We start from the raw sequence: 25,985 nt of genomic DNA, 5'->3' as shown, positions 1-25,985 counted from the left end.
AGAGTAATATTAAAATACAAAGTAATGAGTACAGCAGAAACAGTAATTAATAATGTTAACAACGATAAACTGAAAGATTCACTTTTGAATCTAATCCAGGGAATCCAGGAAAATCCCGGACAGGCAGATGCCACATTTAAAGCAAACTCCACACTTGAAAACGGATTTTTGTCGAACATAAAAATCAGGAACTTTGAATTTATTTCAGACGAACCAGCTGAATTTGGCGGGACAAATGAAGGACCGAACCCGGTAGAATATGTTTTAGGTGCATTTGCAGCTTGCCAGGAAATTGTAATTAAGGCCTATGCCACAGTATTAGATATCGATATAAAAGCGGTACATGTTGAAGTGGACGGTGATCTGGACCTGCATGGTTTCCTGAATCTTTCGGAAGAACGTGCCGGTTTTAAATCTGTCTCCTATAAAACAACAATTGAAACGAATGAAACAGATACAGAAAAACTTAAAGCTCTTGAAAAGCTTTCGGTAGATCGATGCCCGGTTCATGATATCATAAGTAATCCTGTAAAAATTGATGGCCAGGTAGATTTCAAGAAGTTTTGAGTGTAAGTTCCTGCCGGTTTTAAGCCGGTGGGAATATTTAAGAATGAAAAGGAAATGAACGAAGGAATAACCATAGAAAAATTAAAAAAGGCATTTATCACAGAGTCCGGGTTTCGGTTTGATGAACCCGGATGTGGCCTATAAAACATGGGGTTCTCTGAATAAAGAGAAGAACAATGTGATATTGATCTGCCACGCCCTGACCGGCCACGCAGCAGCTGATGAATGGTTTCCCGGAATCTTTGGTAAAGGGAAAGTTTGCGATCCCGAAAAGAATTTTATCATCTGCATTAATGTGCCCGGCAGCCCATACGGATCGGTTGGACCTTGGTCTGTTCATCCAAAAACCGGTGATCCGTACAGAAATTCATTCCCGAAAATTACCGTCCGCGATATGGTTCGGTTTCAACAGCAGTTTTTAGATCAGCTTGGAATTACCGGCATTGAGCTGGTACTTGGCGGCTCACTCGGCGGTATGCAGGCATTGGAATTCGTGATTATGGATGAGCGGATTCAATCTGCCGCACTTATTGCCATGGGGAAATCGCATAGCCCCTGGGCAATTGGAATTAGTCATGCCCAGCGGCGGGTTATTTATGCCGATCCCAATTGGAAAAACGGTCATTATAATAGAGGCGAAGGTCCCAAAAAAGGCCTTGCAACCGCACGAATGATGGCAATGATCACCTATCGGGCTCCTTCAGATTATGACAGAAAATTCGGGCGGAAACTTCCAGGGGAACACCTCCCAGTTCCAGGTGGAGTCGTACCTGGATTACCAGGGCGAAAAACTGGCCGGCAGGTTTGATGCGCACTCGTACATCATTTTAACAGAAGCGATGGATTCGCACGATGTATCCCGCAATCGCGGATCTTTTAAAGAGGTGCTTGGGCAAATTCAAAAACCTGTAAAAGTAATTGGTATCAATACTGATCATCTCTACCCGGTTCATGAACAAAAAGAGTTAGCGGAATTATTGAAAAACGCAGAATATAAAGAAATTAAATCGTCGTATGGTCATGATGCATTCCTGATTGAATTTGAACAGATCAATGAGATTATCAAACCCTTTGTAAAAGAGAAACAGACCCTGAGTTATTAAAAATTATGTCATCACAATTGAAAGCATATAAACAAGCGAACCCCGATCAAGCCAAACAGGTGAAGAAAATTTTTATAGCCGGCGTTGGTGCGGTTGGCAGCACGCTATTGAAACAAATTTCTAAAAACGGTTCTCATAAATCACTCCGTGTACTCGGTGTTTGTAACCGAAAGCATATGCTTTGGTACGATCATTCTCAAACCGAATACACACTAAAAAAACTGCTAAAAGCCCCCAAAAAGGATTGGAAATCGATCACCAGTAAATTAACATCTTACACTAAAGGCTCTGTTATTTTTGTTGATGCAACCGGCAGCCTGGAAACCACAAAGATCTATCCAAAATTGTTAAAGGAGAATATCCACGTAGTTACACCCAGCAAACTGGCTAACACTCAAAGTCAGGAGGATTTTGAATCTTTGCACGCTCTTGCTTCAGAGAAAAATGTTCAATTTTTATATGAAACCAATGTTGGAGCAGGTTTACCGATCGTAAATCCAATTAAAAGCCTGATTCAAACCGGGGATGAAATCATTGAAATAAGCGGGGTTGTTTCCGGAACCATGACCTACCTGTTTTCTGAACTGGACAAAGGAAACAGTTTTAGTGAATCTGTGATTAAAGCACGAAGCCTTGGTTATGCCGAACCTGATCCGCGGGATGATCTTTCAGGCGAAGACGTTGCCGAAAATTTTTAATCTGGCAAGAATCTGCGGCTACAAACTTGAGCGGGATGAACTGGAAGTTGAATGTACTTGTTGTCCGATCCCTTAAAAGATGTTGATGCCACGACATTTCTCGAGGAACTTTACAAGTTTGATAAAGACTGGAGTGAACGAGTCTCCAAAGCTGAGCAGGCTGGAAATACACTTCGATACACTGGCAAGTTACGGAATGGAAATATAAAGGTGGGAATCAGTGAAGTACCAAAATCATCCACACTGGGGCAACTTACGGATACCAATAACCTGGTTCAGATAAAGACGAAACGATATTACGATCAGCCCTTGGTTATTCAGGGACCCGGTGCAGGAAAGGAAGTGACGGCTGCCGGAATTTTAGCTGATATTCTTTCGATAGCATAAAAAAACCTCCTGTTCAACTTACTCAACAGAGGCTCTTCTCGCCTTGATATCAAGAAATGGTTGCTAAAATCTGAGACCTACACTGAGTATAAAACCCGCTGTTGTAATTTCGAAATTGCTGTCAATTCCCTCAAGTTCTTCATCTTCTTTATAAATATTGGCTAATCCCATATCGTATCGTGCATCGATTAAAAAAGATCCAATATTTATGCCGAGGCCTACCTTTAAACCGTAATGAAATTCATTTAGAAATTCTGTCAATTCCATGCTTTCGCTTTCAGTCTCTGAAGTGGCTTCAATCAGATATCCGGCATACGGTCCGCCAAAAATATAGGGTTGAAGCATACCATCTACCGGTGCATTTATTTTAAGTAAAAGAGGTACATCAACATAATTAAGAGTTATGGATGAGTTCCCAAATTGCTCGCTGGTTTCCTCACCTCCTTTTTGAACAAAAACGGCTTCCGGTTGTATTGAAAGCAACCGGTTGATAGGAAATTCACCAAAGATACCAGCTTCAAATCCAATTTTCCGATCTGATGTTGATGAGGAGCTTCCAACATCATTGGTTATTTGATATGCAGCCGCTCCTCCCTTTATTCCAAAACTGCGGTCCTGGCACGCAATTCCAAATAGCGAAAACAGAAGAGTAAAAACGGATTGTTAAAGGTAATCGTATTAACCCGGCGATAAATATTCATAATTATGATGGGGAAAGTGGTAGATATTTTCGGGTATGGAAAAAACAAGATTTAAACGCCAGCCAGTGCCACGGTTTTACGCACGCGGGATTCCGCACCACCAAACAGGGGATCAAAAAAGGCGACGTAGCCCAACTGCTTGGTGTCAACAAATACGCCCACAACTGGTGGAGTTACACTGCCCGGGGAACTGCCTGGTTGACCGAAAGCCAGGCGCCCCCTCTGAAGCGAACTACTAAGTGCTTCTCAGGAAAAAGCTATTCAGAAGATGCTGATCGAATACGATGCCCCATCAGCTTAAGCTGGATGACGCTTTACTGGACCGTAAAGCCGTTCAGGAGTCGGTAAAGTGGTTCGACGTTTCGCTGGCGATTAACACGATGGCGATTATTGAAGAAATGGGATTTACTCCCCAAAAGCCGGCCAAACCAGCCTATGAGCAACGCCCGGCCGAAGTTAAACAGCGGTTGGCAGAACACCTACCCTGCTATCAAAAGCAAGCTCAGCGGGAGGATGCCGAGATCCACCGGGCCTGATGAAACGGGCGCGAAAATAGCTGCCAGCATGGGCGCTCATATGCCCCAAGGTCAAACACCGGTCCGAAAGAGCATGGCCAACGATTGTCGGTTACATGATCTCTACCACCAATCAGGGCAAGTTCAATTCACTACCGATCCAGATACGATGAATTCAGAGTGGTTTATCGAATTTCTGCGGCAGCACGGTACCAAACCAACTCCAGGAAACGATGTGATTGCCGATAATCTGCGGGTTCATCACAGTCGCCCGGTCACCGTAATGGGTGCAGGAGCACTAAGACCAAATTGCCCGTTCTTTTTGCCTGGACTCCCCGGAAAAAAATCCAGGACATCGCGCTGTGACCTCAAACAAGGGGATGCTCAGTTTGCTCCAAAGACCAGTCTACGTTAACCGAAAATCTACGCTTGTATATGAGAATGTTAGCCCAAACGCCCCAACGCATTAAATATTCAAAGCACTGAGTATCGAATATGCTGCTGAGTAATTATAGGTATTTACCCGTCGGGTTAATAGATGTTTCATTCTATTTGATATTTTGTTTGTTCTATTTGTTTTATTGTTCATTAAAGTTCATATATATCCTATTGTCATGTCGATGATGCAATGTCGGTCGAAACCTGTCAGCACACACTGAGAGGCTGTCCAAAACGTTTCTCACTGATCAGCGAATGCGCAGTACTTATTTAGTGCGAAAAGACGCTCGGTTCAAGACCATTCATCGTTTCGCCCTCTCCCCCAACCCCTCTCCCGCGGGAGAGGGGCGAAGGGGTGAGGGTGACACACCGGTTTTACCAGTGGTTCGATTTTTATTTACAGATCGCCAAACAGATACAATGCTGATCAATATGATTAGCTGTTAGAAAACCTCAATTAAGGGGTTTGGTTTTGTTATCTTATAAATACCTTCTTTCAGAGATATAAAAGACAGATTTCTTCTCATTCTTTAAATGTCTTGGACAGCTATGCATTAATATATCAAAAATCCCGAAGCATACTGTCAACACTTCTGCCCAACTCTCTTTCAAGCCTCAGGATCTCTGATGTTACCTCCCGATCCCTAACTTCCCTCAGCAGGCCGACATCACCCTTAATAATCTCCCGGGCTGACCGGAGTGATTTCACTGCAACTTCCATCTCATCATTTTGAAACGCTTTCTTTGCTTTTAAAAAATAGCTGGTTCTTGCGAAACTATGTTCTTCAATTTTTTTACTTGCATCTGGAAAAGCTTTTTTAAATTTAGTTTCTCTGCTAAGATAAGTTTGAATATTCTTTACTTGCCGGATCAGCTGATCCGTTTGCATGACATATTTCTCAGACTTCACCCTCTCCTGGGCATGCACCTCTGAAAACAATATTGTAGTAAAAAAGATCAACAGTAAAATTGAAGTGAGATTTTTCATTTTTAGAATGGTTGAATGTTCATATTCCTATTTACAATTTGTCTCTACATATACATGCGAAAGATTGCATTAAAGTCGTTCATTTAAATTTAAGACCCACCTGGCACAAGTGTTAAATCCGGTATTTGAAAGCATACATTGAAATAATGCAGGGTTTGTCTTCCAGGAAGAATGATTCTACCATCCGTAAGTCAAGGATGTCACTTCTGCCCATGTTTTTTACAAAAGGAAAGGGGCACAAGTGACGCTTCGCTTAACACTTGCGCCAGTCGGTGTCTGTTTTATTGTCCTCACCAGCTAATTCAAAGAAAAACCGGAATTTTTTAATCCCGGTTTTTTAAAGATGAATTGATAACTAAGTTTTGTACTGTTCGCTTTTACGACCTTCTTCGAATACTATCCTGACCTGTCATATTTTGTAATACAATGAGATCTTGTAGCTTTTTCAGATCCAAACAACAAATGCAACACCACCTGGTTTTACTGGCTGTTCAAAGCTGTCAGCATCTGGTGTAACAGTAAAAAATATAACGTACCCTTCATCGCCTTTTGGCTCCGATTCCCATAAATGCCCTGCGGCTAAATTGTACCAATGTCTCTGCAATTCACTCTGTGATTGAATAAACTGGCTCCGTAAACCACTGGGCACAAATTGATCACCAGGCACAAATTGATCACCGGGCACAAATTGATCACCGGGTACAAACTGATCCCCGGGTACTCTTCTTTCAGATTGCTCAAACAACCCGTCCATTTTCGTTGATAACGGTTATCATCTGCCGGTTTACAATTTTAATTCTTCCTGGTCTTTTACGAAGAGAACTATTCTTTGCTACCCATTCACCAAATTCACGTTCGGAAATTCCACGGTCTCCAACTCTCTGAACCATTGATCGATAGGCTCCTCGGTTAACCTCTACCGAATATTCAATAGGTTCTTCATCCTGCATTAAATTTCGCTGGGCTGTGGCTTCCTGCGGAGTGAACGCCAACAAACTGATTACAAATCCCGTGATTATGACTAATATTCTCATAAATACCTCTCTGTTTTGTTGATAGTAGTTTATTTTCCACTGCCTGTTGAAGAACAGTCTCAGTGGCTATTACCATGTATATGCGAAGAAATAGACAGAGTTCTCTCAATTATTCTCCTCTTTTAATATGTCTTTCCGGAAAATAAAACAGCTCCGGTATTTATTTTTATTCTATTCCATACGAAAAGTGAACCTAAATGGAGGACAATTTCATACACGTAAAAGATGATTCGGCTGTGAATGATGCTCAAAACCACCGAGTTACTTATTTAATAACTTACTCCCACTTTCTTCCACTTTCATTTAAAAACGCATTTCATATACATAAAGGTGGCTTCTGATAAAATAAAGGCAGTTTTTTACCTGAACCGTCTCCATCTCTTTTAAAAAATTAAAATCTTTTTTCTTGACATATTAGGGGGCAATAGGGTACATTGTGGGGAGAAGTGGGGGATAGTGGGTTGAGTTAGCATCAAATCAAATACTTACTTCCCAGAAGTTTTAGCAATCAAAAAATAGAGAAAACCCGTGCCAAGCTTCAAAGGGCAATATGAACACAGTGTAGATAACAAAGGCCGTGTTGCTTTCCCGGCCAAGCTACGCAAAACTGTGAGTCCCGAAGCTGAAGACCGGTACACACTTCTCCGCGGTGTTGATCCCTGCCTTTACTTATACCCACAAAACGAATGGAAAGAGGTTGAAGACAAGCTCGACAAAATCAACAGCTTTAGCCGTAAAGGCCGCACAGTGAAAAGAAACATTCTGAGATACGCCGAAGATGTTACCCTCGACAAGCAACACCGCATCTCTCTCCCGCAACATTTGAAGGAGTGGTCTCAGATAGACGGAACAGCCATTTTTATCGGGAGTGGTGAACGAATTGAATTATGGTCGCCCGAGAAGCTCGATGAAATTGACTCAATGCTTGATGACGAAGCATATGCCGACCTTTTTGAAGAAGTAATGGGGGACGAAGAAGAAAGTGGAGACTAATATGACAACATATCATCCCCATACACCCGTTTTGCTGCAACCCACCGTGGAGTTCCTGGTGACGGATGAGAGTGGTATATATATAGATGCTACCATCGGGGGAGGTGGACACAGTGAAAAAATTCTCGAAACACTTTCTGATGATGCTAAACTTATAGGGCTCGACCAAGACCCCGAAGCGCTGGAAGCGACCAAACAACGATTGGGAGATGACCCGCGACTGGAAACCATTTCCGGTAATTTCGGGCATCTTACTACTTTAATCCCTCCCAAATATCACGGTAAAATTTCCGGCATTCTGTTTGATTTAGGAGTTTCCACACATCAGATCAAAGAAGCCGAACGCGGGTTTAGTTTCCAGGAAGATGGTCCGCTCGATATGCGAATGAGTGACCTTAGCGGCGTTTCTGCCCACGATGTAGTAAATACGTACGACTATAAAAAATTGCGGGATATCATCTATCACTATGGTGAAGAGCGCCTCAGCCGGCAGATTGCAAAAGAAATTATTGATAAACGACCCATCGAAACAACCGGTGAACTTCGTGAATCTATCGAAAATGTGATTTATGGAAGGCATACCATCAAGACGGTGGCCAGGGTTTTCCAGGCTATTCGGATTGAGGTAAATCGTGAACTGGATGTTTTGAAACAAGGACTTGAAGAGTCTCTCGAGATCCTGAAATCCGGCGGACGAATTGTGGCGATCTCCTACCACTCGCTGGAAGACAGAATTGTGAAGAACTTTTTTAGAAGCGGCAATTTTGAAGGTAAGATTGAAAAAGATTTCTTTGGAAATCCCGTAAAGCCGATCAATGTCATTACAAAACAGATTATTACTCCCTCTGATGAAGAGATTGAAAAAAACCCGGCTTCAAGAAGTGCGAAACTTCGTGTAGCCGAAAAAGTGAAGGAGGATTGATGAACGTATTAACTCCTTCAAAAAATAAGCGAAAAGGAATTTCCGGCGGACAACCGGCAAAAAACAAGAAGAAGAACTTCTTTAAAAAAGGATTTAATACAGACGGCTCTGCCCCCACCTTTGGCAGACGTATTAAAACAGACCCAAAAAATAAAATATCAAACCTTCCGGCTTTTACCCCCTGGAAGATTGTTCTCGCAGTTTTCGTGATTGGAATCTGCGGGATTCTTTACATCAGCCATGTCTTCAATACTCAGCAGACGTTGACCGAGGTCAACCAGCTTGAAGCTGAGTACAACAAGGCGTTACGAATATATCAGGACAAAAGACTTGCATACGAACGTTTGACCGGTCCCAAAGTAATCTACCAAAAAGCGCGTGAGCTTGGATTTGTGAATGCCGGGCCGGCAGACCAAATCATATATATTCGTACAGATAAAGAATGAATGATCGCAGTTCAATTATGGGCCGGATGTTTCTGCTCTTCGGATTTCTGCTATTGCTGCCGACGAGCATTTTACTTCAACTGCTTCGTGTAAATGTTGCAGAAGGAGACGGACTGCGTGAACTCTGGAATTCACAAGCGATCGATTACCTGTCCATTCCGGCTCAACGGGGTAATATATATGATGTTACCGGATCTGTGCTGGCAACCAATCAAGTTATTTATAAGGTGGCGGTTGATCCTCAAACTGTAGGCCGGACCTCTCAAAATATTCAACGAATTGCCGAAACACTCAGCAACCACACAACCCGAAGCACCAACTATTACAAGAGAAAAATTCTAAACTCTTCGGCACGCTCGCAGTACGTGGTTTTAGAGAGAAGCGTTCCCGTTCAAACCTATGAAGACCTGAACCTGCTGGATATTCGCGGGTTGATTTTAGAAGAAGAGTATCGGCGAAATTATAATTTTGGATCCCTTGCTTCGCATGTATTGGGTTTTGTAAATCATGAGTTAAAGGGCATGGCCGGGCTGGAATCTGAATACAACGATCTGTTGAAAGGAACAGATGGACTTCAACAGGTTCGCAAAGATCCATTCAACAATATCTTTGCCTATGTGGGCGCTCCCCGAAAGCAACCGGAACAGGGCTACTCCCTTCATACCACCATCAACTCGCAGATTCAGGCCATTGCCGAAGAGGAGTTAGAGGCCGGTATTGAGCGTCATATGGCCGAAAAGGGTACTGTAATTATTATGAATCCCAAAACCGGGGCAATTGAAGCGATGGCTAATTTTCCCTATTTCAACCCGAACTCTCCGGCTACAATTCAAAATGAAAACCGAAGAAATTATGCTGTATCCGATCAGATTGAACCGGGTTCTACCTTTAAAATTACTACCGCAATTGCGGCCATCGAACAGGGTTTAGTTGATTTTGACGAAAAATTTGAAACGCCTGATAAGGGCTACAAAATGATTCATGGGCAGACAATGCGCGATCATGATCCGCTTGGCACTTTGAGCTTCCCTGAGGTGATCTCAAAATCATCTAACATTGCCACATCCGAAATTGCGATGAGAATGGAACCGGAATCATTTTATCAGTATGCGCGAAACCTTGGGTTTGGCACTCCCACACAGATCGATCTCCCCGGGGAAACCGAGGGACGACTTCAGCGCCCTTATGAATGGAGTTTAGTAACACTTCCCTGGATGTCTATTGGGTACGAAGTACAGGTAACTCCCATTCAGTTGGTGCAGGCCTATGCTGCAATTGCAAACAACGGCTTGATGATGAAACCATATGTAGTTGAATCAATTCGGGATGAGTTTGGAGATATTTTCCAGCAACGAAAACCCAAAAGCGTTCGCCGAGTCGCCAAAAAGAAGACGATAGAAAAATTGATTCCCATCCTGGAAGACGTTGTTTCTGATTCGGGGACTGCCGGATGGGCAACAGTTGACGGATTACGAATTGCCGGTAAAACAGGAACAGCTCAAAAATTTAAAGATGGCCGGTATCAAACAAAATACCGGGCTTCCTTTGTTGGTTTTTTCCCGGTTGAAGATCCAAAACATGTGATCCTGGTACTGTTAGATGAGCCAAAAACGAGTATTTACGGCGGATTTACCGCGGGATCTATTTTCAAAGAAATTGCAACCCGGGTTTCTGGCATGGATAACGCCATTCAAAAATCTGCACCCCGGCAGGTTATTACAGAGAATGCACCAACTGTAGCACCCAAATTAACAGGATTATTGTACGAGAAAGCCTCAACCCTGTTGAAAGAAAACGGCATTCCTTTTCAGAAATCCGGAGATGGAAGGTTTGTAGCGGAACAGAACCCGGCACCCGGCGAAGAAATTGATCCGAACAAACCGTTGGAAATCAAGTTAACTGATCAAACAGCGGATTCTATTCCGGAGGGTTATGCTCAAATACCTGATCTCACGAATCTCAATATGAGACAAGCCACTTATCTGTTACTCAGCCGGGGCTTTGAAATTGAAACAATCGGGTCCGGAACTATTTACACACAGTTTCCCAGGGCCGGAGATTTAATGGAGAAAGGTAAATCCGTAACAGTTCGCGGAAAAGCGAAATCCATGAATCAATCACAATCAATAGTGTCTAATTAAACCATGAACTTCCAGGAACTCATAGCATTTTGTGAGCCGATTTCCGTTTCCGGTCCTGAACCGGAAACCATAGGGAAACTACGGCAGGATTCCAGGGAGATTGAACCCGGTGATATTTTTATCGCTATAAAAGGCACCAAATCAGACGGCCACAATTTTATAGGTGAGGCAATTGAGCGCGGAGCAGCGGTCATCATATCACAAAAAGAGTTGGAGCTGGATGAAAATGTAGCTGTCTTCCGGGTTAAAAAAACACGAAGACTATTGGGCAAGCTCGCTCAAAGAATGGAAGGAGATCCCGCTGATAAACTGACAGTTATCGGTGTAACGGGCACAAATGGAAAAACAACTGTTGCCACATTAATTTGGCAGATTTTAACAAAACTGAATTACAAAGCTTCACTTCTCGGTACAATTGAAAAAAGAGTATTGCAACAAACATCGCCCAGCCGGTTAACCACGGCCGACCCTATTGAATTGGCGGAAGCTATGCGAGAAATGGTGGACGCTGGAAGCGAATATCTCGTAATGGAAGTCTCATCGCATGCATTGGATCAGAGAAGAACAAAAGGAATCTCCTTTAAAGTAGCAGTATTTACCAATCTGAGTCATGATCACCTGGATTATCATGAAACAATGAACGAGTACGCCTCAGCTAAAAAGAGACTTTTTAACTCGCTGGACAGTAAAAGCTGGGCAATTACAAATGCCGATGATGAACGAGGGGAATGGATGACAAACTCCACTCCCGCCAAAGTGCTGAGTTTCAGTTTTGAGGACAAGGGTTTACTTCAGGCTAAGATTTTAAAATCAGATGCCACCGGTATGACTCTCTCGATTGACGAAACGAACATCGAAACTCCACTGGTCGGCCGATTTAACGCTTATAATGTGGTGGAGGCACTATTAACATGCACGGCCCTGGGAATTGACGGCAGAGCTGCCGCTGAAATTTTGAAAGAGTGCCACGGTGCACCGGGTCGCATGGAAAGAGTGAACAAAGATTCCTCCATCCGGAATGAACCCATTGTATTTGTGGATTATGCGCATACACCAAATGCGCTTGAAAATGTACTGTCCACACTCAGAGAGTTGAAAACCCGGCATCAAAAACTGGTTTGTGTCTTTGGTTGCGGGGGAGATCGCGACAGATCAAAGCGGCCGAAAATGGCTAAGATTGCCGACTCTTTTGCAAATCGCGTGATTGTGACCTCTGATAATCCTCGATCTGAAGATCCCAATTCTATTATTGACGATATCATGGAAGGATTCAGAAAACCTTCAGATATCACAAGAATTACAGATCGCCGGGAAGCGATTCAGGAGGCTGTAGTTTCATCCAAAGCTGGTTCTATAGTTTTAATTGCAGGAAAAGGACACGAAACCTACCAGGAAATTAATGGTGATCGAATTCATTTTGATGATCACGAAGTAGTACAGCAAGCTCTGAATAAATGGAATGATCAAGCGAAAAAAGAGGGGGCTGTCTGATGTTATACGAACTGCTTGCATGGTTAAATGATATGTATGCACCTCCCGGGTTTGATGCATTTGATTTTATCACAACACGCACGGCTTTTGCAGCTGCAACGGCGTTAATTATCAGCCTGATTATTGGGCGTAAGATCATTCAATGGCTTATAAAAATGCAGCTCAAGGAAGTGATACGTGAGGACATAGGACTCCATACACATCTGAACAAAGTAAATACACCTACCATGGGTGGTGTGATTATCATTTTAGCTACAGTAATTCCGGCGATACTCTGGATGAACATGTACAGCATCTACACCTGGATGATAGTATTTGTAACAGTCGTTCTTGGTTTGGTCGGTTTTTTGGATGATTACATTAAAGTAGTCCGGCAAAACAAATCCGGGCTTCATGGCTGGGTAAAAGTGTTTGGTCAGGTATTTGTGGGAATTATTCTTGGAGCTACGCTCTATTTCTGGCCTGCATTCAGTGATTACAACACGCTTACCACCGTACCTTTTCTTAAAGATGTGAACATTGATTATGCCTTTCTCGGCGAGCAGATTGGATGGCTGATATATATCCCGGTTGTGATTTTTATCATCACAGGTGTGAGCAACGCGGCAAATCTTACGGATGGACTTGACGGTTTGCTTTCCGGTACCTCTGCCATTGCCGGAGTAATTTTGGGGATTTTTGCGTATGTCTCCGGCCGGACCGACTTTTCTGAATTTTTGAACATTATGTACCTGCCCGGCTCCGGTGAACTAACCATATTTGCGGCTTCGCTGGTGGGGGCTTGTCTTGGTTTTTTATGGTATAACACCTATCCCGCTTCTGTTTTTATGGGTGATACGGGTTCACTTGCACTGGGCGGGGCTTTGGGTGCAATGGCAATCATGATTCATAAAGAATTACTGCTACCTATTATCTGTGGAGTTTTTGTAGCCGAAACAGTTTCTGTGATTATTCAAACCAGTTATTTCAAATACACAAAGTGGAAATATGGCGAAGGCCGCAGAGTCTATTTGATGACTCCAATCCACCACCATTTTGAAAAACTGGGATGGCCGGAATCAAAAATCGTTATTCGCTTTTGGATCATTGCCATTCTGCTTGGAATTATAAGCCTCTTAACCCTGAAACTGCGATAATGAATGTAGAGAACAAACATATCGTAATTGCAGGTGCCGCCAGAAGTGGTGTGGCTGTAGCCAAACTTTTGAATAGCAATGGTGCCATTCCATTTGTGACAGACTTCGGGTCTATCCATCAGAAATTTGCAGATCAACTGCATGCTGAATCGATTGATTTCGAACAAAATCAACATTCGGAAAAAGCGATGAATGGAGATTTTCTTGTTTTGAGCCCGGGTGTACCAACATCATCAAAAATCGCTCAGAACTATCTGAATGCGGGTAAAAAGGTTTTCTCAGAAATTGAAGTCGCAAGTTGGTTCAATCGGTCCCCTATTGTAGCAGTGACTGGAAGTAACGGCAAGACAACTGTTGCAAATTGGCTGGCTCATACATGGAAAGTGGCTAATAAGAAGCATCTGCTGGCCGGAAATATCGGCACGGCGTTTTCTGATCGCATTGACGAAACCGCAAAAGATGTTACAGCTCTGCTGGAAGTCAGCAGTTTTCAGCTCGATCATATCGACCGTTTCAAACCGGATGTAAGCATCATTTTGAACATTACGGCGGATCACCTGGACCGATATCAAAACGATTTTAATCTGTATGCACAATCCAAGTTACGAATCACTGAAAATCAGGATGATTCGAACTGGTTCATCTACAACGGCGACGATCCCATCCTCTCGGATCATGCAGAGGAGTTATCAAAAAAGGAACGGGCACCCCGTTTACTGGCATTTTCCAGTGATCGTGAAATTTCAAATGGTGCTTTTGTGAGGGATGGCGAACTGATTTTAAAAATCAACAATAAAGAGGAACAACTCATGCAAATTGGCGAAATCGGTTTAAGCGGAAAACACAATCTACAGAACGGCATGGCTACAGCTTTGGCTGCCCGCGCCTCGGAGATCAAAAACAGATTTATTCGTGAAAGCCTCCGAACTTTTGAAGGTGTGGAGCACCGTCTTGAGACAGTTCGAACTCTGAAAGGCGTTCGATACGTCAACGACAGCAAAGCTACAAATGTAAACGCTGTTTGGTTTGCCCTCCAAACCTATAATGTTCCCGTTGTTTTGATTCTCGGCGGTCGCGATAAGGGGAATGACTGGTCCGTACTTGAACATCAAATACGGGAAAAGGTACATACGATTGTGGCTATCGGCGAAGCAAGGCCTGTTATTAAAGAAAAGCTTGGCGAGGTTGCACCCAATTACCGGGAAACCGAAACATTAAAACAGGCTGTAAAACTGGCCAGAGATAAAGCCAAACGAGGCGAAGTTGTACTTCTGAGCCCGGCATGTTCCTCCTTCGATATGTTTGACAATTTTGAACATCGCGGAAATGAGTTTAAGCAGGCTGTTTTGGATCTGTAGTCAAAGTACAAGTAGATGCTTGCGCTGTCCTGAGTCTTGCATGTCTTGAACAACGTAACCTTACACCACGTAACGCAGTAACCAGTAACCAGTAACCATAACTGATAACTGAATTTGTACTACACCACACCAAATAGCAAAGTTGGATCCATTTTTGGTACGACCAAAGATGAGCTGGATGCGCCGGACCGGAGCAGCGACCAGGTATTGCTGGTTACGATCATCGGGTTGATGATTTTTGGCTGCCTGGCAGTGTATTCCTCCATCGCTTTCTTTGCTCAGTCTCATGAAACAACTGCGGTGAAGCTGGTGTCTGGCCATGCGATCAAGCTGGTAATAGCCTTTTTTGTGATGATCTTTATCTCGAAAATAAACTACCGTGTGCTGGCAAGATTTAGCCGTGTGGCATTACTTGTCAGCTGGGGACTTCTTATCGTCATGCATATTTATGGTGATGTAACCTGGGGTGCTCAACGTTCGCTCACGATCGGCAGCATTTCATTTCAGCCGACATCATTTGCGGCCATTGCACTCATTCTCCATGTAGCCGTTCTCTTGTACGAAAAACAGGAATACATCAAAGATTTTAACCGCGCATTTCTGCCGATCTTATTTTGGGTGTTTGTAACCTTTTTACTGGTTGCAACTGAGGACTTTAGCAGTGCGGCACTATTACTGGGCATTTGCATTCTGATGATGTTTGTTGGCAGAATAAGCATTCCGCAATTAACAGCCTTGGTACTGATTGGTTTGATTGGTGGCTCTGTCATGATTTACGTATCACCTGAGCGAAAAAGCCGGATCGATCAATATGTTGCTCAAATCACTGAAATTAATGATAAAAATTTTGAATCTGCCGAGGGATACCAGGCTCAACAAGCACATATAGCTATTGCCCAGGGACAATTTTTCGGTGTTGGAATCGGCAAGAGTACACAGCGCGACTTTCTGCCTGCTCCCTATAACGACTTTATTTTTGCCATCATCGCAGAAGAGTACGGGCTTGTTGGATCTTTCAGTGTGATTTTAGCTTACCTGCTCATTCTGTATCGGGGAATTGCCGTCATTGCCCGGCAAGCGCCCGACCTGCTCGGTACACTTATGGCTTTGGGTTGTACCCTTTTAATCTCCATCTATGCATTTGTAAATGCAGGAGTGGCAACAGGTCTCCTTCCGGTAACCGGACTGCCAATGCCGTTTGTGAGCTATGGAGGTTCAAGTATGGTTTTTGCCGGAGTGATGGCAGGTATGCTGCTGAATATTTCGAGACATATTTCAAACATCAAAACAAGATTCTATAACGGATGATCGGAACCGTTGCAAAGAACATATCATCTACAGACACCCTCACCGCTGCCGTGGGTCCACTTCGTGTGCTCATGGCAGCCGGTGGTACGGGTGGTCATGTATATCCGGCGATTGCCATTGCAGATGCGATCAAGAAATCAAAGCCAGACGCGGATTTTCTGTTTGTGGGAACCCGGGACCGGATGGAGTGGGAAACCGTTCCGAAATATGGATATGAAATTAAAAGTATTTGGATCAGCGGAATTCACAGGAGATTGACAATTCAGAATCTTCTCTTCCCGATCAAACTTATCACAAGTATCATTCAGAGTTTTTCCATTTTGAAATCATTCAACCCCGATATCGTAATTGCCTGCGGCGGATTTGCTTCCGGTCCGGTGGGATGGGTTGCCGTGAAGATGGGTATACCTCTTTTCCTGCAGGAGCAAAACAGTTTTCCCGGAGTAACGAACCGAATGCTGGCAAAACACGCCGAAACCATTTTTACCGCTTTTGACGATGCAAAAAAACATCTTCCTGAAGACAAAATTAAACTGACCGGGAATCCGGTTCGAGGCCAGGTAAAAGTTTCTGACAAAGATGAGGCTTTAGAATCTTTCAATTTTTCAGATGATTACCCGGTCCTTCTGATTCTTGGCGGAAGTGGCGGGGCAAAAGCCCTGAATGATATCATGTTGCTTGAAACTCCTTTACTTCATAATTCAGCCAATCTGCAAATTATTTGGCAGTGTGGTCCTAAATATTATGACGGACTTGTAGAAAAAGTAGATCCCGAGAAGTATCCAAACCTTCGATTATTTCCATACATCGATGATATGTCGGCGGCTTATGCTGCGGTCGACCTGGTTGTAACACGCGCCGGTGCCGGAACATGCAGTGAACTTGAGGCGATTGGTCAGCCGGCAATCCTGGTTCCCTCTCCTAATGTGGCAGGCGACCATCAAACCAAAAATGCTAAATCTCTGGTTGATGTTGGTGCCGCAAAACTAATAGAGGAGTCGAAGTTAAAGCAGTCTTTTTATGAAACAGTTACAGAACTGATTCGAGATGAGGAAGAACTCGAGAAGATGTCATCGGCAATGAAATCACTGGCAAAACCAAATGCAGCCGAGGATATCAAAAACGAAATTTTTTCATTCTTAGAGAAGCAACATTGATGAGTAACTCCATTCAAACACAACCCGTTTTTGGACGAACCCGCCACATCCACATGGTGGGCATCGGTGGGATTGGCATGAGTGGAATGGCCGAGATTCTGATTCTTCGCGGATATGAGGTAAGTGGATCCGATCAAAATAAGTCAGAGACAACAGACCGGCTGGAAGAACTGGGGGCAACTGTTTATTACGAGCATAAAGCATCTAATATTGAAGATGCGGATGTTGTGGTTTACACCAGTGCCGTAAAAGCGGATGAAAATGTAGAAACGCGCGAGGCCATCAATCAAAAAATTCCGGTTATTAAACGCTCTGAGATGTTGGCTGAATTGATGCGCACCAAATATGGAATTGGTGTGGCCGGTACACATGGTAAGACAACAACTACAACTCTGACCGGTCATGTTGTGCAGGATGGACAGTTCGATCCAACCATTATCGTCGGCGGCCGGGTTCACAGTTTTGCGAAGACAAATGCCGTAGTTGGCAAAGGTGATATCATTATCGTTGAAGCCGATGAGTACGACCGGACATTTTTACGCCTCTCCCCTTCCCTGGTGGTTATCACCAACATTGAAGAGGAGCATATGGATATCTACGAAGACCTGGATGATGTAAAGCAGGCTTTTACTGAATTTGCAAACAAAGTGCCTTTTTACGGTGCTGTTGTCGTTTGTCTTGATGACCCTGAGGTGCGAAGTGTTCTGCCAAATATTAAGAAGCGAATTATAAGTTACGGCTACAACCCACAGGCACAGGTTCGGGCAGTGGATGTATCACATCAAACAATGAATAGCACTTTTACAGTAATCTTTTCGGGAGAAGAACTTGGAGAAATTCAGTTAGGTGTTCCCGGTGATCATAATGTGAAAAATGCGTTAGCTGCTATTGCAGTAGGGCTTGAACTCGGAATTTCATTTGAGAAGATCAAATCAGGTTTGGAACGATTCCAGGGTGTTTTCCGACGATTCCAGGTAAAATATAATACCGACGAACTGATTGTGATTGATGATTACGCTCATCATCCAACCGAAGTACAGGCAAGTATACAAGCCGCTAAAAAGGGTTGGAAAGACCGAAGACTTGTTGCAGTATTTCAACCTCATCTCTACTCGCGAACACAGGAACTGTACAAAGAATTTGGCCTCTCCTTTTTTGATGCGGAGGTCTTGGTGGTAACAGATGTATATCCATCGCGGGAAAAACCGATTGAAGGCGTGACCGGTCAATTAATTTCTGATACGGCCAAAAATTTCGGCCACAAAAATGTCCACTATGTCGAAGAGAAATCAGATCTGCCTGAAACGCTAAAAGAGATTTTAAACAAAGGTGATATCGTCATCACCATGGGTGCGGGCGATGTGTATAAATATGGCGAAGAGTTTCTTGAACTTGTGACCGAGGGAGGTAATTAAGATGGCGAAGAGATCAAATAAACTGAAAAATGCCGTCTGGATTCTGCTGTCGGTCGTACTACTGACAGGTGCTGTTTTTGGCGGACTTTACCTCGAAAAAAATACACGGATTGATGCCGTGGAATTTGAGGGAAATCACTTTACGGAAACTGAATCCCTGGAGCAGGCTCTGACATCACCGGTAGGTATGCTGGCAGACAGTGTCTCTTTAGACAGTCTTTTCATGGAGTTGAAAACACTGCCTTATGTGAAAGACGCCACAGTAAATATGGGTATGCTTGGGACTCTGACATTTAAGATTACTGAACGAGAACCGTTTGCCATACTGGTGGATGGAAACCGACGAGTCTATGTGGCAGAAGGCGGATTCAAACTTCCCATCATCCCGGAAAAAGTAAAAGACGTACCGCTGGTTTATGGATTTTCAGCTCGGTCTTTGAGTGACACCTTGAAGTCTGATCAATACCAACAAGTTGAAGAATTTTTGATCGCAGCACAGGAAAATGAACTCGGCTGGATCACCATCAGTGAAGTCTCCTGGAATGACAGTGAAGGTGTAGTCGCCCTCACTTATGAGAACGGAGTGAAATTGTTATTTGGCCGGGACCAGTTCCGGGAAAAAATAGAAAACTGGGAAGCTTTTTATACCAACGTAGTATCCAAAAAAGGAATCGGTGCGTTCACCCGCATCGACCTTCGCTTTGAAGATCAAATTATAACACGAAATTCTTAAATCAACGTGAATTGGACATTACAGACATAGATTCTAAAAAGGTCATTCTGAACTCGATTCAGAATCTCCAGACTTCAATTTCGGACGGAGATCCTGAGTTAAGTTTGTGTTTAGCGACCTGGCAGAGTGCGATAGCTCCTGCCAGAGTCGCATGGGACGGTTTTCGAATTGAATTGCCCTTATACCACAACTCTGACAGGAACCGAAAAGCACGGCGCTCTGTCAGGTTGTTTGACTCAAACCACAAACACGTACCAAACTCAGGACGACAGTAAGAACGTTCGGAATCTTAACCCAAAAAAATTTAAATCGAACTCACATTATCAAAAAAGTTTAGCAATCAAAAACAGATCAGGATCGCATATGGAACAGGAAAATGAACGAATTGTTGTAGGACTCGACATCGGCACGACCAAAGTTTGTGCTGTAGTGGCATCGATCAATGCACAGGATCGAATCCACATCCTGGGCGTTGGTAAAGCTCCCAGTGAAGGATTAAACCGTGGGGTTGTGGTAAATATCGACAAGACGGTAAATGCCATAAAAACAGCCATTGAACAGGCCGAACTCGCTTCGGGGATTGAGGTAAATTCCGTGAATGTAGGAATTGCCGGCGATCATATCCGGAGTATTCGCAGCAAGGGTGTCATTACCATCAACAATAAAGACAAAGAGATTACCGTGCAGGATGTGGAGCGGATTTTGAAGGATTGCCAGCAGATTATGCTTCCGCCCGATCAACAGATTTTACATGTCATTCCACAGGAGTTTGTGGTGGATGGCCAGGACGGAATCAGCGATCCGGTTGGCATGAGCGGGATGCGAATGGAAGCCGAAGTGCACATTATCACAGGCCTGGTTTCGGCAGCGAAAAACCTCTACCGATGTGTGGAGCGCGCCGGTTACCAGGTTGCGGATATCATCCTCGAACCTCTCGCCTCCTCCTATGCAGTTTTGGATGATGAAGAGAAAGAGGCTGGTGTGGTTTTGGTTGATATCGGAGGCGGTACAACGGATCTCGCTGTGTTCCAGGAGAATACCATTCGTCACACCGCAGTGATCGCCATTGCCGGGAAGAAAGTGACTGACGATATCAAAATCGGTTTGAGTGTATTGGATGACCAGGCTCAAAAATTGAAGCACCAGCACGGCGAGTGTTTTGTAGATCTGATTGAAGATGACGAGTCGATCACCATTCCCGGAATTGCGGGCCGGCCGCCCAAGGAGATTACAAAAAGTATTTTGGCAAAAATCATCCAGGCCAGAATGGAAGAGATCCTGGAGATCGTAGCGATCGAAGTGAAACGCAGCGGTTATGCCGATTCCTTAAGTGCAGGAATTGTGGTCACCGGGGGCGGATCACTCATCAAGAATATCTGTCCGTTAGCCAATGAAGTGCTCGGAATGGATTCCAAAATTGGACGTCCACTCGGGTTAGCCGGCGGACTGATCGAAGAAGTAAACAGCCCCATCTATGCAACCAGTGTGGGATTAGTACTACACGCGCTGAAAGCAGAAGGTGTGGAGAACGAAATGGTTCCGTCATCATCAAAAGGAACCGGAGTGGAGAAGGTGATGAACAGTATTACCGAACGGATGAAAAGTTGGTTTAAAGAACTTTAGCAATCAAAAACAGATGTGTAAGAATAATTCATATAGCTGTTTAGCGGATCGAATTAAACAACCTGACAAAGCTCCCGACAGGCTTGTCGGGATCCTGTCAGAGTTGTTAGTCAAAAGCAAATTCATTTCGCAGCAGCTGCTCGCGACTCTGACAGGAGCAATCGCACTCTGTCAGGTCGCTGAACAGATGAATTGCCCTTACAGTTCAAAAAAACAAACAAGAAAGAAGCAATAAATAATCATTACAGATAGCAATCATAAACGGAGTTAACTATGGAATACATAACCTCACGCTTTAGTTTTGACGAGAAGGGTCAGGATAATGCGAAGATCAAAGTGATCGGTGTTGGCGGTGGCGGTGGTAATGCCATCAACAACATGATCAAAAAAGGATTAGACAGTGTGGAGTACATTGCACTGAATACAGACGCGCAGGCACTTAAGAATAATGATGCCGATATCTCCATCCAGGTTGGAGCCAATCTGACATCTGGATTAGGAGCCGGAGCAAGACCCGAAATTGGCCGCGAGGCTGTTGAGGAAAATCGCCATGAACTGGATGAAGCCGTTGATAATGCCGATATGATTTTCATCACGGCAGGAATGGGCGGCGGAACCGGAACAGGCGGAGCTCCCGTTGTGGCCGGAATTGCCAAACGAAAAGGAATTTTAACAGTCGGTATTGTAACCACTCCCTTCCTTGTTGAAGGAAAAGTACGGATGAAATATGCCGTGGAAGGTATTGCCGAGCTGAAGAAAAACTGCGATACCGTAATTGTGATTCCCAATGAACGATTACTGGATATTGCCGATGAAAACACAACCCTCGTTGAAGCGTTTGATAATGCCAACCAGGTGTTATACAACGCAACCCGTGGAATTTCTGATTTGATTCTGATGCCGGGACTGATCAACCTGGACTTTGCGGATGTGCGCACTACGATGATTGACGGGGGGGCTGCAATTATGGGATCGGCTACTGCAAGCGGACCTGACCGGGCAGAAATAGCCGCCCGCGAAGCGATCAACTCTCCCCTGCTTGACGGAGTGAGTATTCGCGGAGCACGAAATGTTCTGGTAAATATCTCGTCCGGATCGAATCTTGGTATTCAGGAAACCACAACAGCTACACGAATCATCCAGCAGGAAGCCGGAGAAGATGCAGAGATTATTCTCGGTAGTGTTTTGGATGAGTCGTTCGAGGATCAGCTGCGGGTAACCGTTATAGCCACCGGTTTTGAGTTTGAAGAGAACAGTGTTAAATCACAATCTCAATCTTCTTCATCCAGCAAAAATGATTCGGTAAGCAAAAAGAAACCATCGAACATGCTGCCCAAGGCAAGTGAAATTGCTCAAAAAAGACGGCCGCTGGATGACAACTTCTATAAAGGTGAGAAAAACCTGAAGAACCTGGATTCACCAGCCATTCATCGCAGAAGTCTAAAGCATATTCGAACAAACGATGATAAGGAAGCAGATGAAGAGTTAACAGAACCTAAGCAGGAACAACGCAAAGCCAGTAACGACGATTCATCAGGACTGAATGACAGATCTGAACGAATCGACAAACGGGATAGCGAACAGCCTGCATTCCTCCGAAAAATCATGGACTAACAACGCGATGTATTCCATGATGTTATGATTGCTTTATAAAAAAGGATGGGCACACTGTGCCCACTCTATAGATTGCTAAATCAAAAAAGGGCCTCTTTGACCGGAGGCTTTTTTCTTTTCTGTAAGGTAGAGAATTAATTTTGAGGAAAGATAATTATTTGTAAGAAGTGAAAAGGCAAAACGCAAAAGTGAAAAGTACATCAGATTCAGGTTATTGACATCTCAGTCATTGCCGTTAATTCAGCAGACGAAAGAAACAATCGTCAGCCGAAAACTTTTGCCTTTTGCGTTTTCACTTCTCACTCCAAAATAAAAAACCCGAAACCGTTTCCGGCTCCGGGCTTGCATATCAACCCAATATTTAAAATGAATACTTATAGATTTTCTGTTATAGACTTACAACCCGATAATTGTTCACACTCTTTTTAAATTATTTGATTTCAACACCCCACACTCCTACTTTTTTGTAATGCAGAACGGAACTTATATTTATTTCAATGTCTATTTGATTTGCCTCTGCATCTTCGTCTCACCTTCTGTTCTATTTGGTCAAACATATGGCCCTGCCGAAGACCGGTTTTTAACCATTCGCCAAAACTCAAACTCAACACTTGAAGCCAGCGGCCAAACGGTGTGGATCGGCCCGGGACTGAACGCCTTTAATGAATTGACCGGGGAGATATTTGTGCCCACTAATGCCGACAGCGTATTTAACGGACGCGGACGAGTTTTCTCTTTAGAAGTTCATGAAACCAGAATTTTTGCCGGATTGGGATTTACCTCAACCCGGGGAGGTTCAACTGTAAATGCAGCCCAGGGGTATTATCAATCAAATAATTCAGGTGGTGATTGGTCGTTCATCTCATTTCCTTTGGATGATCGTGCCGACGAATCTTGTGATGCCGCTTCAATAGGACCGCCCTGCGATATTGAATTCCAATACGGAGATGAAACCTACATCCGAACTCGCATCACCGTTCCCGAACAATCCCCGCCCTACGAGGTGGATTTTCACGACCAGACGCTATTCTCAACGAACTGGGCATCCGGGGTTTTGCGAAGCCGGGATAACGGCCAAACCTGGGAACGAATTATCTTGCCGCCATCGAATGTATCAAATCTCAATCCGGGAGAATCATATGGTTGGGTATCAGTAACAACCGGGGATGAAATTATTAATCGATACGATCCCCGGTTTGATAATAACCTACTCGGTTTTGGCCTGTTAATTGACGATCAACAGCGGGTTTGGGTGGGAACGGCAGCAGGTATTAACATCTCGGAAAATGCATTGACGGCCCCAGTCGATCAGATCAGGTGGAAGCACATTTCGTGGAATCCCGACATATCGGGTGGTCTCCTGTCAAACTGGATCATTACAATTCGCCAACAACCGGATACAGACCGAATCTGGATGACAAACTGGATCACCGATTCCGAAAACCGTGATGCATATGGCGTGATTTATACAGATGACCAGGGAGAAACTTTTCACCCATTCCTGGAAGGCGTTCGGGCCAATGACATCGGTTTTTTTGATGGCAATATTTATATAGCAGCAGATAACGGATTGTATATTTCGAATGATGATGGTGAGAACTGGGAACGCATATCACAAATCTCGAGTCCCAATACGTTCATCAAACCGGATGCCCGATATTTTGCCGTCGCTTCCACGGAAGATAATCTATGGGTGGGAACATCGGACGGAATTGCCTCCACATCTGACGGTGGAGAATCATGGAGAATTCTTCGGGTTGAAGTTCCACTCTCCGGCGGAAATCGATATCAACCGGATGCACCAAATGTAAATACCTATGCCTATCCAAATCCCTTCTCGCCGACACAGCATTCACTGATCCGCATTAAATATGAGATGGAAGAGCCCGGCCCTGCAACTATTCGCATTTTTGATTTTGGAATGAACCCGGTCAAAACAATTCGGGTTCCGGCCGTTTCATCATCCGGAGCGTATGAAACAACCTGGAACGGGCAAACCGAAACAGGAAGAATAGCCTCCAACGGCACCTATTTCTACTCCATCGAAACATCCAATGGATTTATGAACGGCAAAATTCTCCTGCTTGATTGATGAAAAGATTGAAATCCATATCACTTATTTCTATGGTAATCCTCCTGTTTTCAGGGCTGATCTTAAATCTGAATGCACAAAACAATAGTGGTGGATTTGCCGGTTCATTTTCAAGAATTGGTTTTTCACCTCGCGGAATGGGAATGGGAAATGCGATGACATCGGTCACCAGTGAAGGAAGTTATGGTTACTATAATCCTGCATTCGCTGCCATAGAATCTGATCTCATTCAGGTTGACGCCGGCACCGCCATTCTCCCGTTTGACCGCCGGCTTAATATGGTACATTCACATTTTCAACTCCCTCCATCCGCCGGTCTTTCAGTCAGCCTGTTGCACAGCCGTGTTGGAAATATCGACGGGCGGGATTTAAGCGGATATCATACCGAAAATCTTTCCACAAACGAATTTCAGCTCACAGGAAATTTTGGACTTCGATTTTCTGATTCATTCCGGGCGGGAATTGGGTTTAAGTATAACCTCGCCCGATATCATCCCGAATTGCCTACAACATCAGGCTTAGGAGTTGATTTGGGTATTCTCATAAAACCCAAACCAAAAATAAATATTGGAATCACCGTTCAGGATTTGCTGGCATCCTACCGGTTCAATACATCAGATCTTTACGGAACCGATGCTTCTGACAACCAACAATTTTTCCCTCTTCGAATCATCGGGGGAATCTCTTATCAAATGACCGGTCAATGGCTGATCAGTTTTGATTTTGAAAACCGGCGGCACTCCTTTGATACACTGGAAACAGAGGGTGAACAAAGTCAATCGGTCAACCGAACAGAAAAAACTTCATCCAGTCATTTTATCAGAACAGGAACGAGTTACCATCTGCATGAACGCTTTACGCTTCGAGCCGGAATGCAGCTTAACAATTTGGGCGAAGAAAATGACCTCCAACCTGCTGCCGGATTTTCCATACATTTACCCTATGATACGCTGGCACCCTCTATCGATTATGCATTTGTTAGGGAGCCCTCGGGACTTTCAACCATGCACGTGTTTGCAATCAGGCTGAATTTATGATTGAATCGATGAAGTATAAAGTAACTGTCATTCCGGGCTTGACCCGGAATCTCCTTGCGTTATATAAGATTGGGGATTCCGGCTCGGG

23 protein-coding genes and 1 pseudogene are annotated in these 25,985 nt (G+C 44.0%); 20 read left to right on the top strand and 4 right to left on the bottom strand.

What is annotated here, in order from left to right:
* The first annotated feature begins 24 nt into the window (after positions 1 to 24).
* The 4 genes and pseudogenes from U5K72_08210 (at position 25) to U5K72_08195 (ending at position 2,755) form a co-directional block, all read left to right on the top strand.
* A complete protein-coding gene (locus tag U5K72_08210; protein ID MDZ7718782.1) occupies positions 25 to 567 on the top strand; it encodes an OsmC family protein in 543 nt (180 codons plus the stop codon).
* 133 nt (positions 568 to 700) lie between these two features.
* Entirely contained in the window at positions 701 to 1,375 is a 675-nt protein-coding gene (locus tag U5K72_08205; protein ID MDZ7718781.1) for an alpha/beta fold hydrolase, read from the top strand.
* Positions 1,326 to 1,670 (top strand): hypothetical protein, encoded by a 345-nt coding sequence (locus tag U5K72_08200; GenBank protein MDZ7718780.1) that lies wholly within the window; start codon positions 1,326 to 1,328, stop codon positions 1,668 to 1,670. The genes U5K72_08205 and U5K72_08200 overlap by 50 nt, the downstream gene beginning before the upstream one ends.
* A gap of 5 nt (positions 1,671 to 1,675) precedes the next feature.
* Positions 1,676 to 2,755 (top strand): annotated as a pseudogene (locus tag U5K72_08195) (hypothetical protein).
* A gap of 63 nt (positions 2,756 to 2,818) precedes the next feature.
* Here U5K72_08195 and U5K72_08190 read toward each other — a convergent pair.
* Positions 2,819 to 3,400 carry a porin family protein gene (locus U5K72_08190; protein MDZ7718779.1) on the bottom strand — a complete coding sequence of 194 codons (582 nt, stop codon included), beginning with the start codon at positions 3,398 to 3,400 and terminating at the stop codon, positions 2,819 to 2,821.
* A gap of 340 nt (positions 3,401 to 3,740) precedes the next feature.
* On the opposite strand from U5K72_08190, the gene U5K72_08185 reads away from it, so the two are divergent.
* Positions 3,741 to 3,992 (top strand): hypothetical protein, encoded by a 252-nt coding sequence (locus U5K72_08185; protein MDZ7718778.1) that lies wholly within the window; start codon positions 3,741 to 3,743, stop codon positions 3,990 to 3,992.
* A 979-nt stretch (positions 3,993 to 4,971) separates the two neighbouring features.
* Here the strand turns inward: U5K72_08185 and U5K72_08180 are convergent.
* The 3 genes from U5K72_08180 to U5K72_08170 form a co-directional block, all read right to left on the bottom strand.
* A complete protein-coding gene (locus U5K72_08180; GenBank protein ID MDZ7718777.1) occupies positions 4,972 to 5,397 on the bottom strand; it encodes a hypothetical protein in 426 nt (141 codons plus the stop codon).
* Positions 5,398 to 5,842: 445 nt separating this feature from the next.
* A complete protein-coding gene (locus U5K72_08175; GenBank protein ID MDZ7718776.1) occupies positions 5,843 to 6,151 on the bottom strand; it encodes a hypothetical protein in 309 nt (102 codons plus the stop codon).
* Positions 6,135 to 6,431 (bottom strand): hypothetical protein, encoded by a 297-nt coding sequence (locus U5K72_08170; GenBank protein ID MDZ7718775.1) that lies wholly within the window; start codon positions 6,429 to 6,431, stop codon positions 6,135 to 6,137. The genes U5K72_08175 and U5K72_08170 overlap by 17 nt, the downstream gene beginning before the upstream one ends.
* A gap of 528 nt (positions 6,432 to 6,959) precedes the next feature.
* Here U5K72_08170 and mraZ point away from each other — a divergent pair.
* The 15 genes from mraZ to U5K72_08095 all read left to right on the top strand — a co-directional run bounded on the left by mraZ (position 6,960) and on the right by U5K72_08095 (position 25,897).
* The gene (gene mraZ / locus U5K72_08165) at positions 6,960 to 7,424 is read left to right on the top strand and encodes a division/cell wall cluster transcriptional repressor MraZ (GenBank protein ID MDZ7718774.1); all 465 of its coding nucleotides are present in this window, start codon (positions 6,960 to 6,962) and stop codon (positions 7,422 to 7,424) included.
* Between the two features lies 1 nt (position 7,425).
* Positions 7,426 to 8,346 (top strand): 16S rRNA (cytosine(1402)-N(4))-methyltransferase RsmH, encoded by a 921-nt coding sequence (rsmH, locus tag U5K72_08160; protein ID MDZ7718773.1) that lies wholly within the window; start codon positions 7,426 to 7,428, stop codon positions 8,344 to 8,346.
* The gene (locus tag U5K72_08155; protein MDZ7718772.1) at positions 8,346 to 8,792 is read left to right on the top strand and encodes a hypothetical protein; all 447 of its coding nucleotides are present in this window, start codon (positions 8,346 to 8,348) and stop codon (positions 8,790 to 8,792) included. The genes rsmH and U5K72_08155 overlap by 1 nt, the downstream gene beginning before the upstream one ends.
* Positions 8,789 to 10,933, top strand: coding sequence for a penicillin-binding transpeptidase domain-containing protein (locus tag U5K72_08150; protein ID MDZ7718771.1), 2,145 nt, complete (start codon positions 8,789 to 8,791; stop codon positions 10,931 to 10,933). Before U5K72_08155 ends, U5K72_08150 begins: the two co-directional genes overlap by 4 nt.
* A 3-nt stretch (positions 10,934 to 10,936) precedes the next feature.
* Positions 10,937 to 12,424, top strand: a complete 1,488-nt coding sequence (locus U5K72_08145) for a UDP-N-acetylmuramoyl-L-alanyl-D-glutamate--2,6-diaminopimelate ligase (GenBank protein MDZ7718770.1) — start codon at positions 10,937 to 10,939, stop codon at positions 12,422 to 12,424.
* Complete coding sequence (gene mraY / locus U5K72_08140; protein MDZ7718769.1) at positions 12,424 to 13,560, top strand: phospho-N-acetylmuramoyl-pentapeptide-transferase; 1,137 nt, start codon at positions 12,424 to 12,426, stop codon at positions 13,558 to 13,560. The genes U5K72_08145 and mraY overlap by 1 nt, the downstream gene beginning before the upstream one ends.
* Complete coding sequence (gene murD / locus U5K72_08135) at positions 13,560 to 14,918, top strand: UDP-N-acetylmuramoyl-L-alanine--D-glutamate ligase (protein MDZ7718768.1); 1,359 nt, start codon at positions 13,560 to 13,562, stop codon at positions 14,916 to 14,918. Before mraY ends, murD begins: the two co-directional genes overlap by 1 nt.
* A gap of 114 nt (positions 14,919 to 15,032) precedes the next feature.
* Entirely contained in the window at positions 15,033 to 16,226 is a 1,194-nt protein-coding gene (locus U5K72_08130; protein MDZ7718767.1) for a putative peptidoglycan glycosyltransferase FtsW, read from the top strand.
* Positions 16,223 to 17,383, top strand: a complete 1,161-nt coding sequence (murG, locus tag U5K72_08125; protein ID MDZ7718766.1) for an undecaprenyldiphospho-muramoylpentapeptide beta-N-acetylglucosaminyltransferase — start codon at positions 16,223 to 16,225, stop codon at positions 17,381 to 17,383. Before U5K72_08130 ends, murG begins: the two co-directional genes overlap by 4 nt.
* Positions 17,383 to 18,798 carry a UDP-N-acetylmuramate--L-alanine ligase gene (gene murC, locus U5K72_08120; protein ID MDZ7718765.1) on the top strand — a complete coding sequence of 472 codons (1,416 nt, stop codon included), beginning with the start codon at positions 17,383 to 17,385 and terminating at the stop codon, positions 18,796 to 18,798. Before murG ends, murC begins: the two co-directional genes overlap by 1 nt.
* 1 nt (position 18,799) lies before the next feature.
* Positions 18,800 to 19,531 (top strand): FtsQ-type POTRA domain-containing protein, encoded by a 732-nt coding sequence (locus U5K72_08115; GenBank protein MDZ7718764.1) that lies wholly within the window; start codon positions 18,800 to 18,802, stop codon positions 19,529 to 19,531.
* 363 nt (positions 19,532 to 19,894) lie between these two features.
* On the top strand, positions 19,895 to 21,154 hold the full coding sequence (gene ftsA / locus U5K72_08110; protein ID MDZ7718763.1) for a cell division protein FtsA: 1,260 nt from the start codon (positions 19,895 to 19,897) through the stop codon (positions 21,152 to 21,154).
* Positions 21,155 to 21,427: 273 nt separating this feature from the next.
* Positions 21,428 to 22,768 carry a cell division protein FtsZ gene (gene ftsZ, locus U5K72_08105; GenBank protein MDZ7718762.1) on the top strand — a complete coding sequence of 447 codons (1,341 nt, stop codon included), beginning with the start codon at positions 21,428 to 21,430 and terminating at the stop codon, positions 22,766 to 22,768.
* Positions 22,769 to 23,237: 469 nt separating this feature from the next.
* Positions 23,238 to 24,860 carry a FlgD immunoglobulin-like domain containing protein gene (locus tag U5K72_08100; GenBank protein MDZ7718761.1) on the top strand — a complete coding sequence of 541 codons (1,623 nt, stop codon included), beginning with the start codon at positions 23,238 to 23,240 and terminating at the stop codon, positions 24,858 to 24,860.
* Positions 24,860 to 25,897: a hypothetical protein gene (locus U5K72_08095; GenBank protein MDZ7718760.1), complete on the top strand. Its 1,038-nt coding sequence runs from the start codon at positions 24,860 to 24,862 to the stop codon at positions 25,895 to 25,897. Before U5K72_08100 ends, U5K72_08095 begins: the two co-directional genes overlap by 1 nt.
* Positions 25,898 to 25,985 lie beyond the last annotated feature (88 nt).

The sequence above is a fragment of the Balneolaceae bacterium genome (assembly GCA_034521495.1).
Lineage (GTDB): Bacteria > Bacteroidota > Rhodothermia > Balneolales > Balneolaceae > Rhodohalobacter.
This window is presented reverse-complemented; position numbering and strand designations above follow the sequence as displayed.

Bases quoted from the DNA above. Each gene is read 5' to 3' on its own strand.
- U5K72_08210 (MDZ7718782.1), top strand. From the start codon at position 25: ATGAGTACAGCAGAAACAGTAATTAATAATGTTAACAACGATAAACTG.
- U5K72_08185 (MDZ7718778.1), top strand. From the start codon at position 3,741: ATGCCCCATCAGCTTAAGCTGGATGACGCTTTACTGGACCGTAAAGCC.
- U5K72_08180 (MDZ7718777.1), bottom strand. From the start codon at position 5,397: ATGAAAAATCTCACTTCAATTTTACTGTTGATCTTTTTTACTACAATA.
- U5K72_08175 (MDZ7718776.1), bottom strand. From the start codon at position 6,151: ATGGACGGGTTGTTTGAGCAATCTGAAAGAAGAGTACCCGGGGATCAG.
- U5K72_08170 (MDZ7718775.1), bottom strand. From the start codon at position 6,431: ATGAGAATATTAGTCATAATCACGGGATTTGTAATCAGTTTGTTGGCG.
- rsmH (MDZ7718773.1), top strand. From the start codon at position 7,426: ATGACAACATATCATCCCCATACACCCGTTTTGCTGCAACCCACCGTG.
- U5K72_08155 (MDZ7718772.1), top strand. From the start codon at position 8,346: ATGAACGTATTAACTCCTTCAAAAAATAAGCGAAAAGGAATTTCCGGC.
- U5K72_08150 (MDZ7718771.1), top strand. From the start codon at position 8,789: ATGAATGATCGCAGTTCAATTATGGGCCGGATGTTTCTGCTCTTCGGA.
- U5K72_08145 (MDZ7718770.1), top strand. From the start codon at position 10,937: ATGAACTTCCAGGAACTCATAGCATTTTGTGAGCCGATTTCCGTTTCC.
- mraY (MDZ7718769.1), top strand. From the start codon at position 12,424: ATGTTATACGAACTGCTTGCATGGTTAAATGATATGTATGCACCTCCC.
- murD (MDZ7718768.1), top strand. From the start codon at position 13,560: ATGAATGTAGAGAACAAACATATCGTAATTGCAGGTGCCGCCAGAAGT.
- murG (MDZ7718766.1), top strand. From the start codon at position 16,223: ATGATCGGAACCGTTGCAAAGAACATATCATCTACAGACACCCTCACC.
- murC (MDZ7718765.1), top strand. From the start codon at position 17,383: ATGAGTAACTCCATTCAAACACAACCCGTTTTTGGACGAACCCGCCAC.
- U5K72_08115 (MDZ7718764.1), top strand. From the start codon at position 18,800: ATGGCGAAGAGATCAAATAAACTGAAAAATGCCGTCTGGATTCTGCTG.
- ftsA (MDZ7718763.1), top strand. From the start codon at position 19,895: ATGGAACAGGAAAATGAACGAATTGTTGTAGGACTCGACATCGGCACG.
- ftsZ (MDZ7718762.1), top strand. From the start codon at position 21,428: ATGGAATACATAACCTCACGCTTTAGTTTTGACGAGAAGGGTCAGGAT.
- U5K72_08100 (MDZ7718761.1), top strand. From the start codon at position 23,238: ATGCAGAACGGAACTTATATTTATTTCAATGTCTATTTGATTTGCCTC.
- U5K72_08095 (MDZ7718760.1), top strand. From the start codon at position 24,860: ATGAAAAGATTGAAATCCATATCACTTATTTCTATGGTAATCCTCCTG.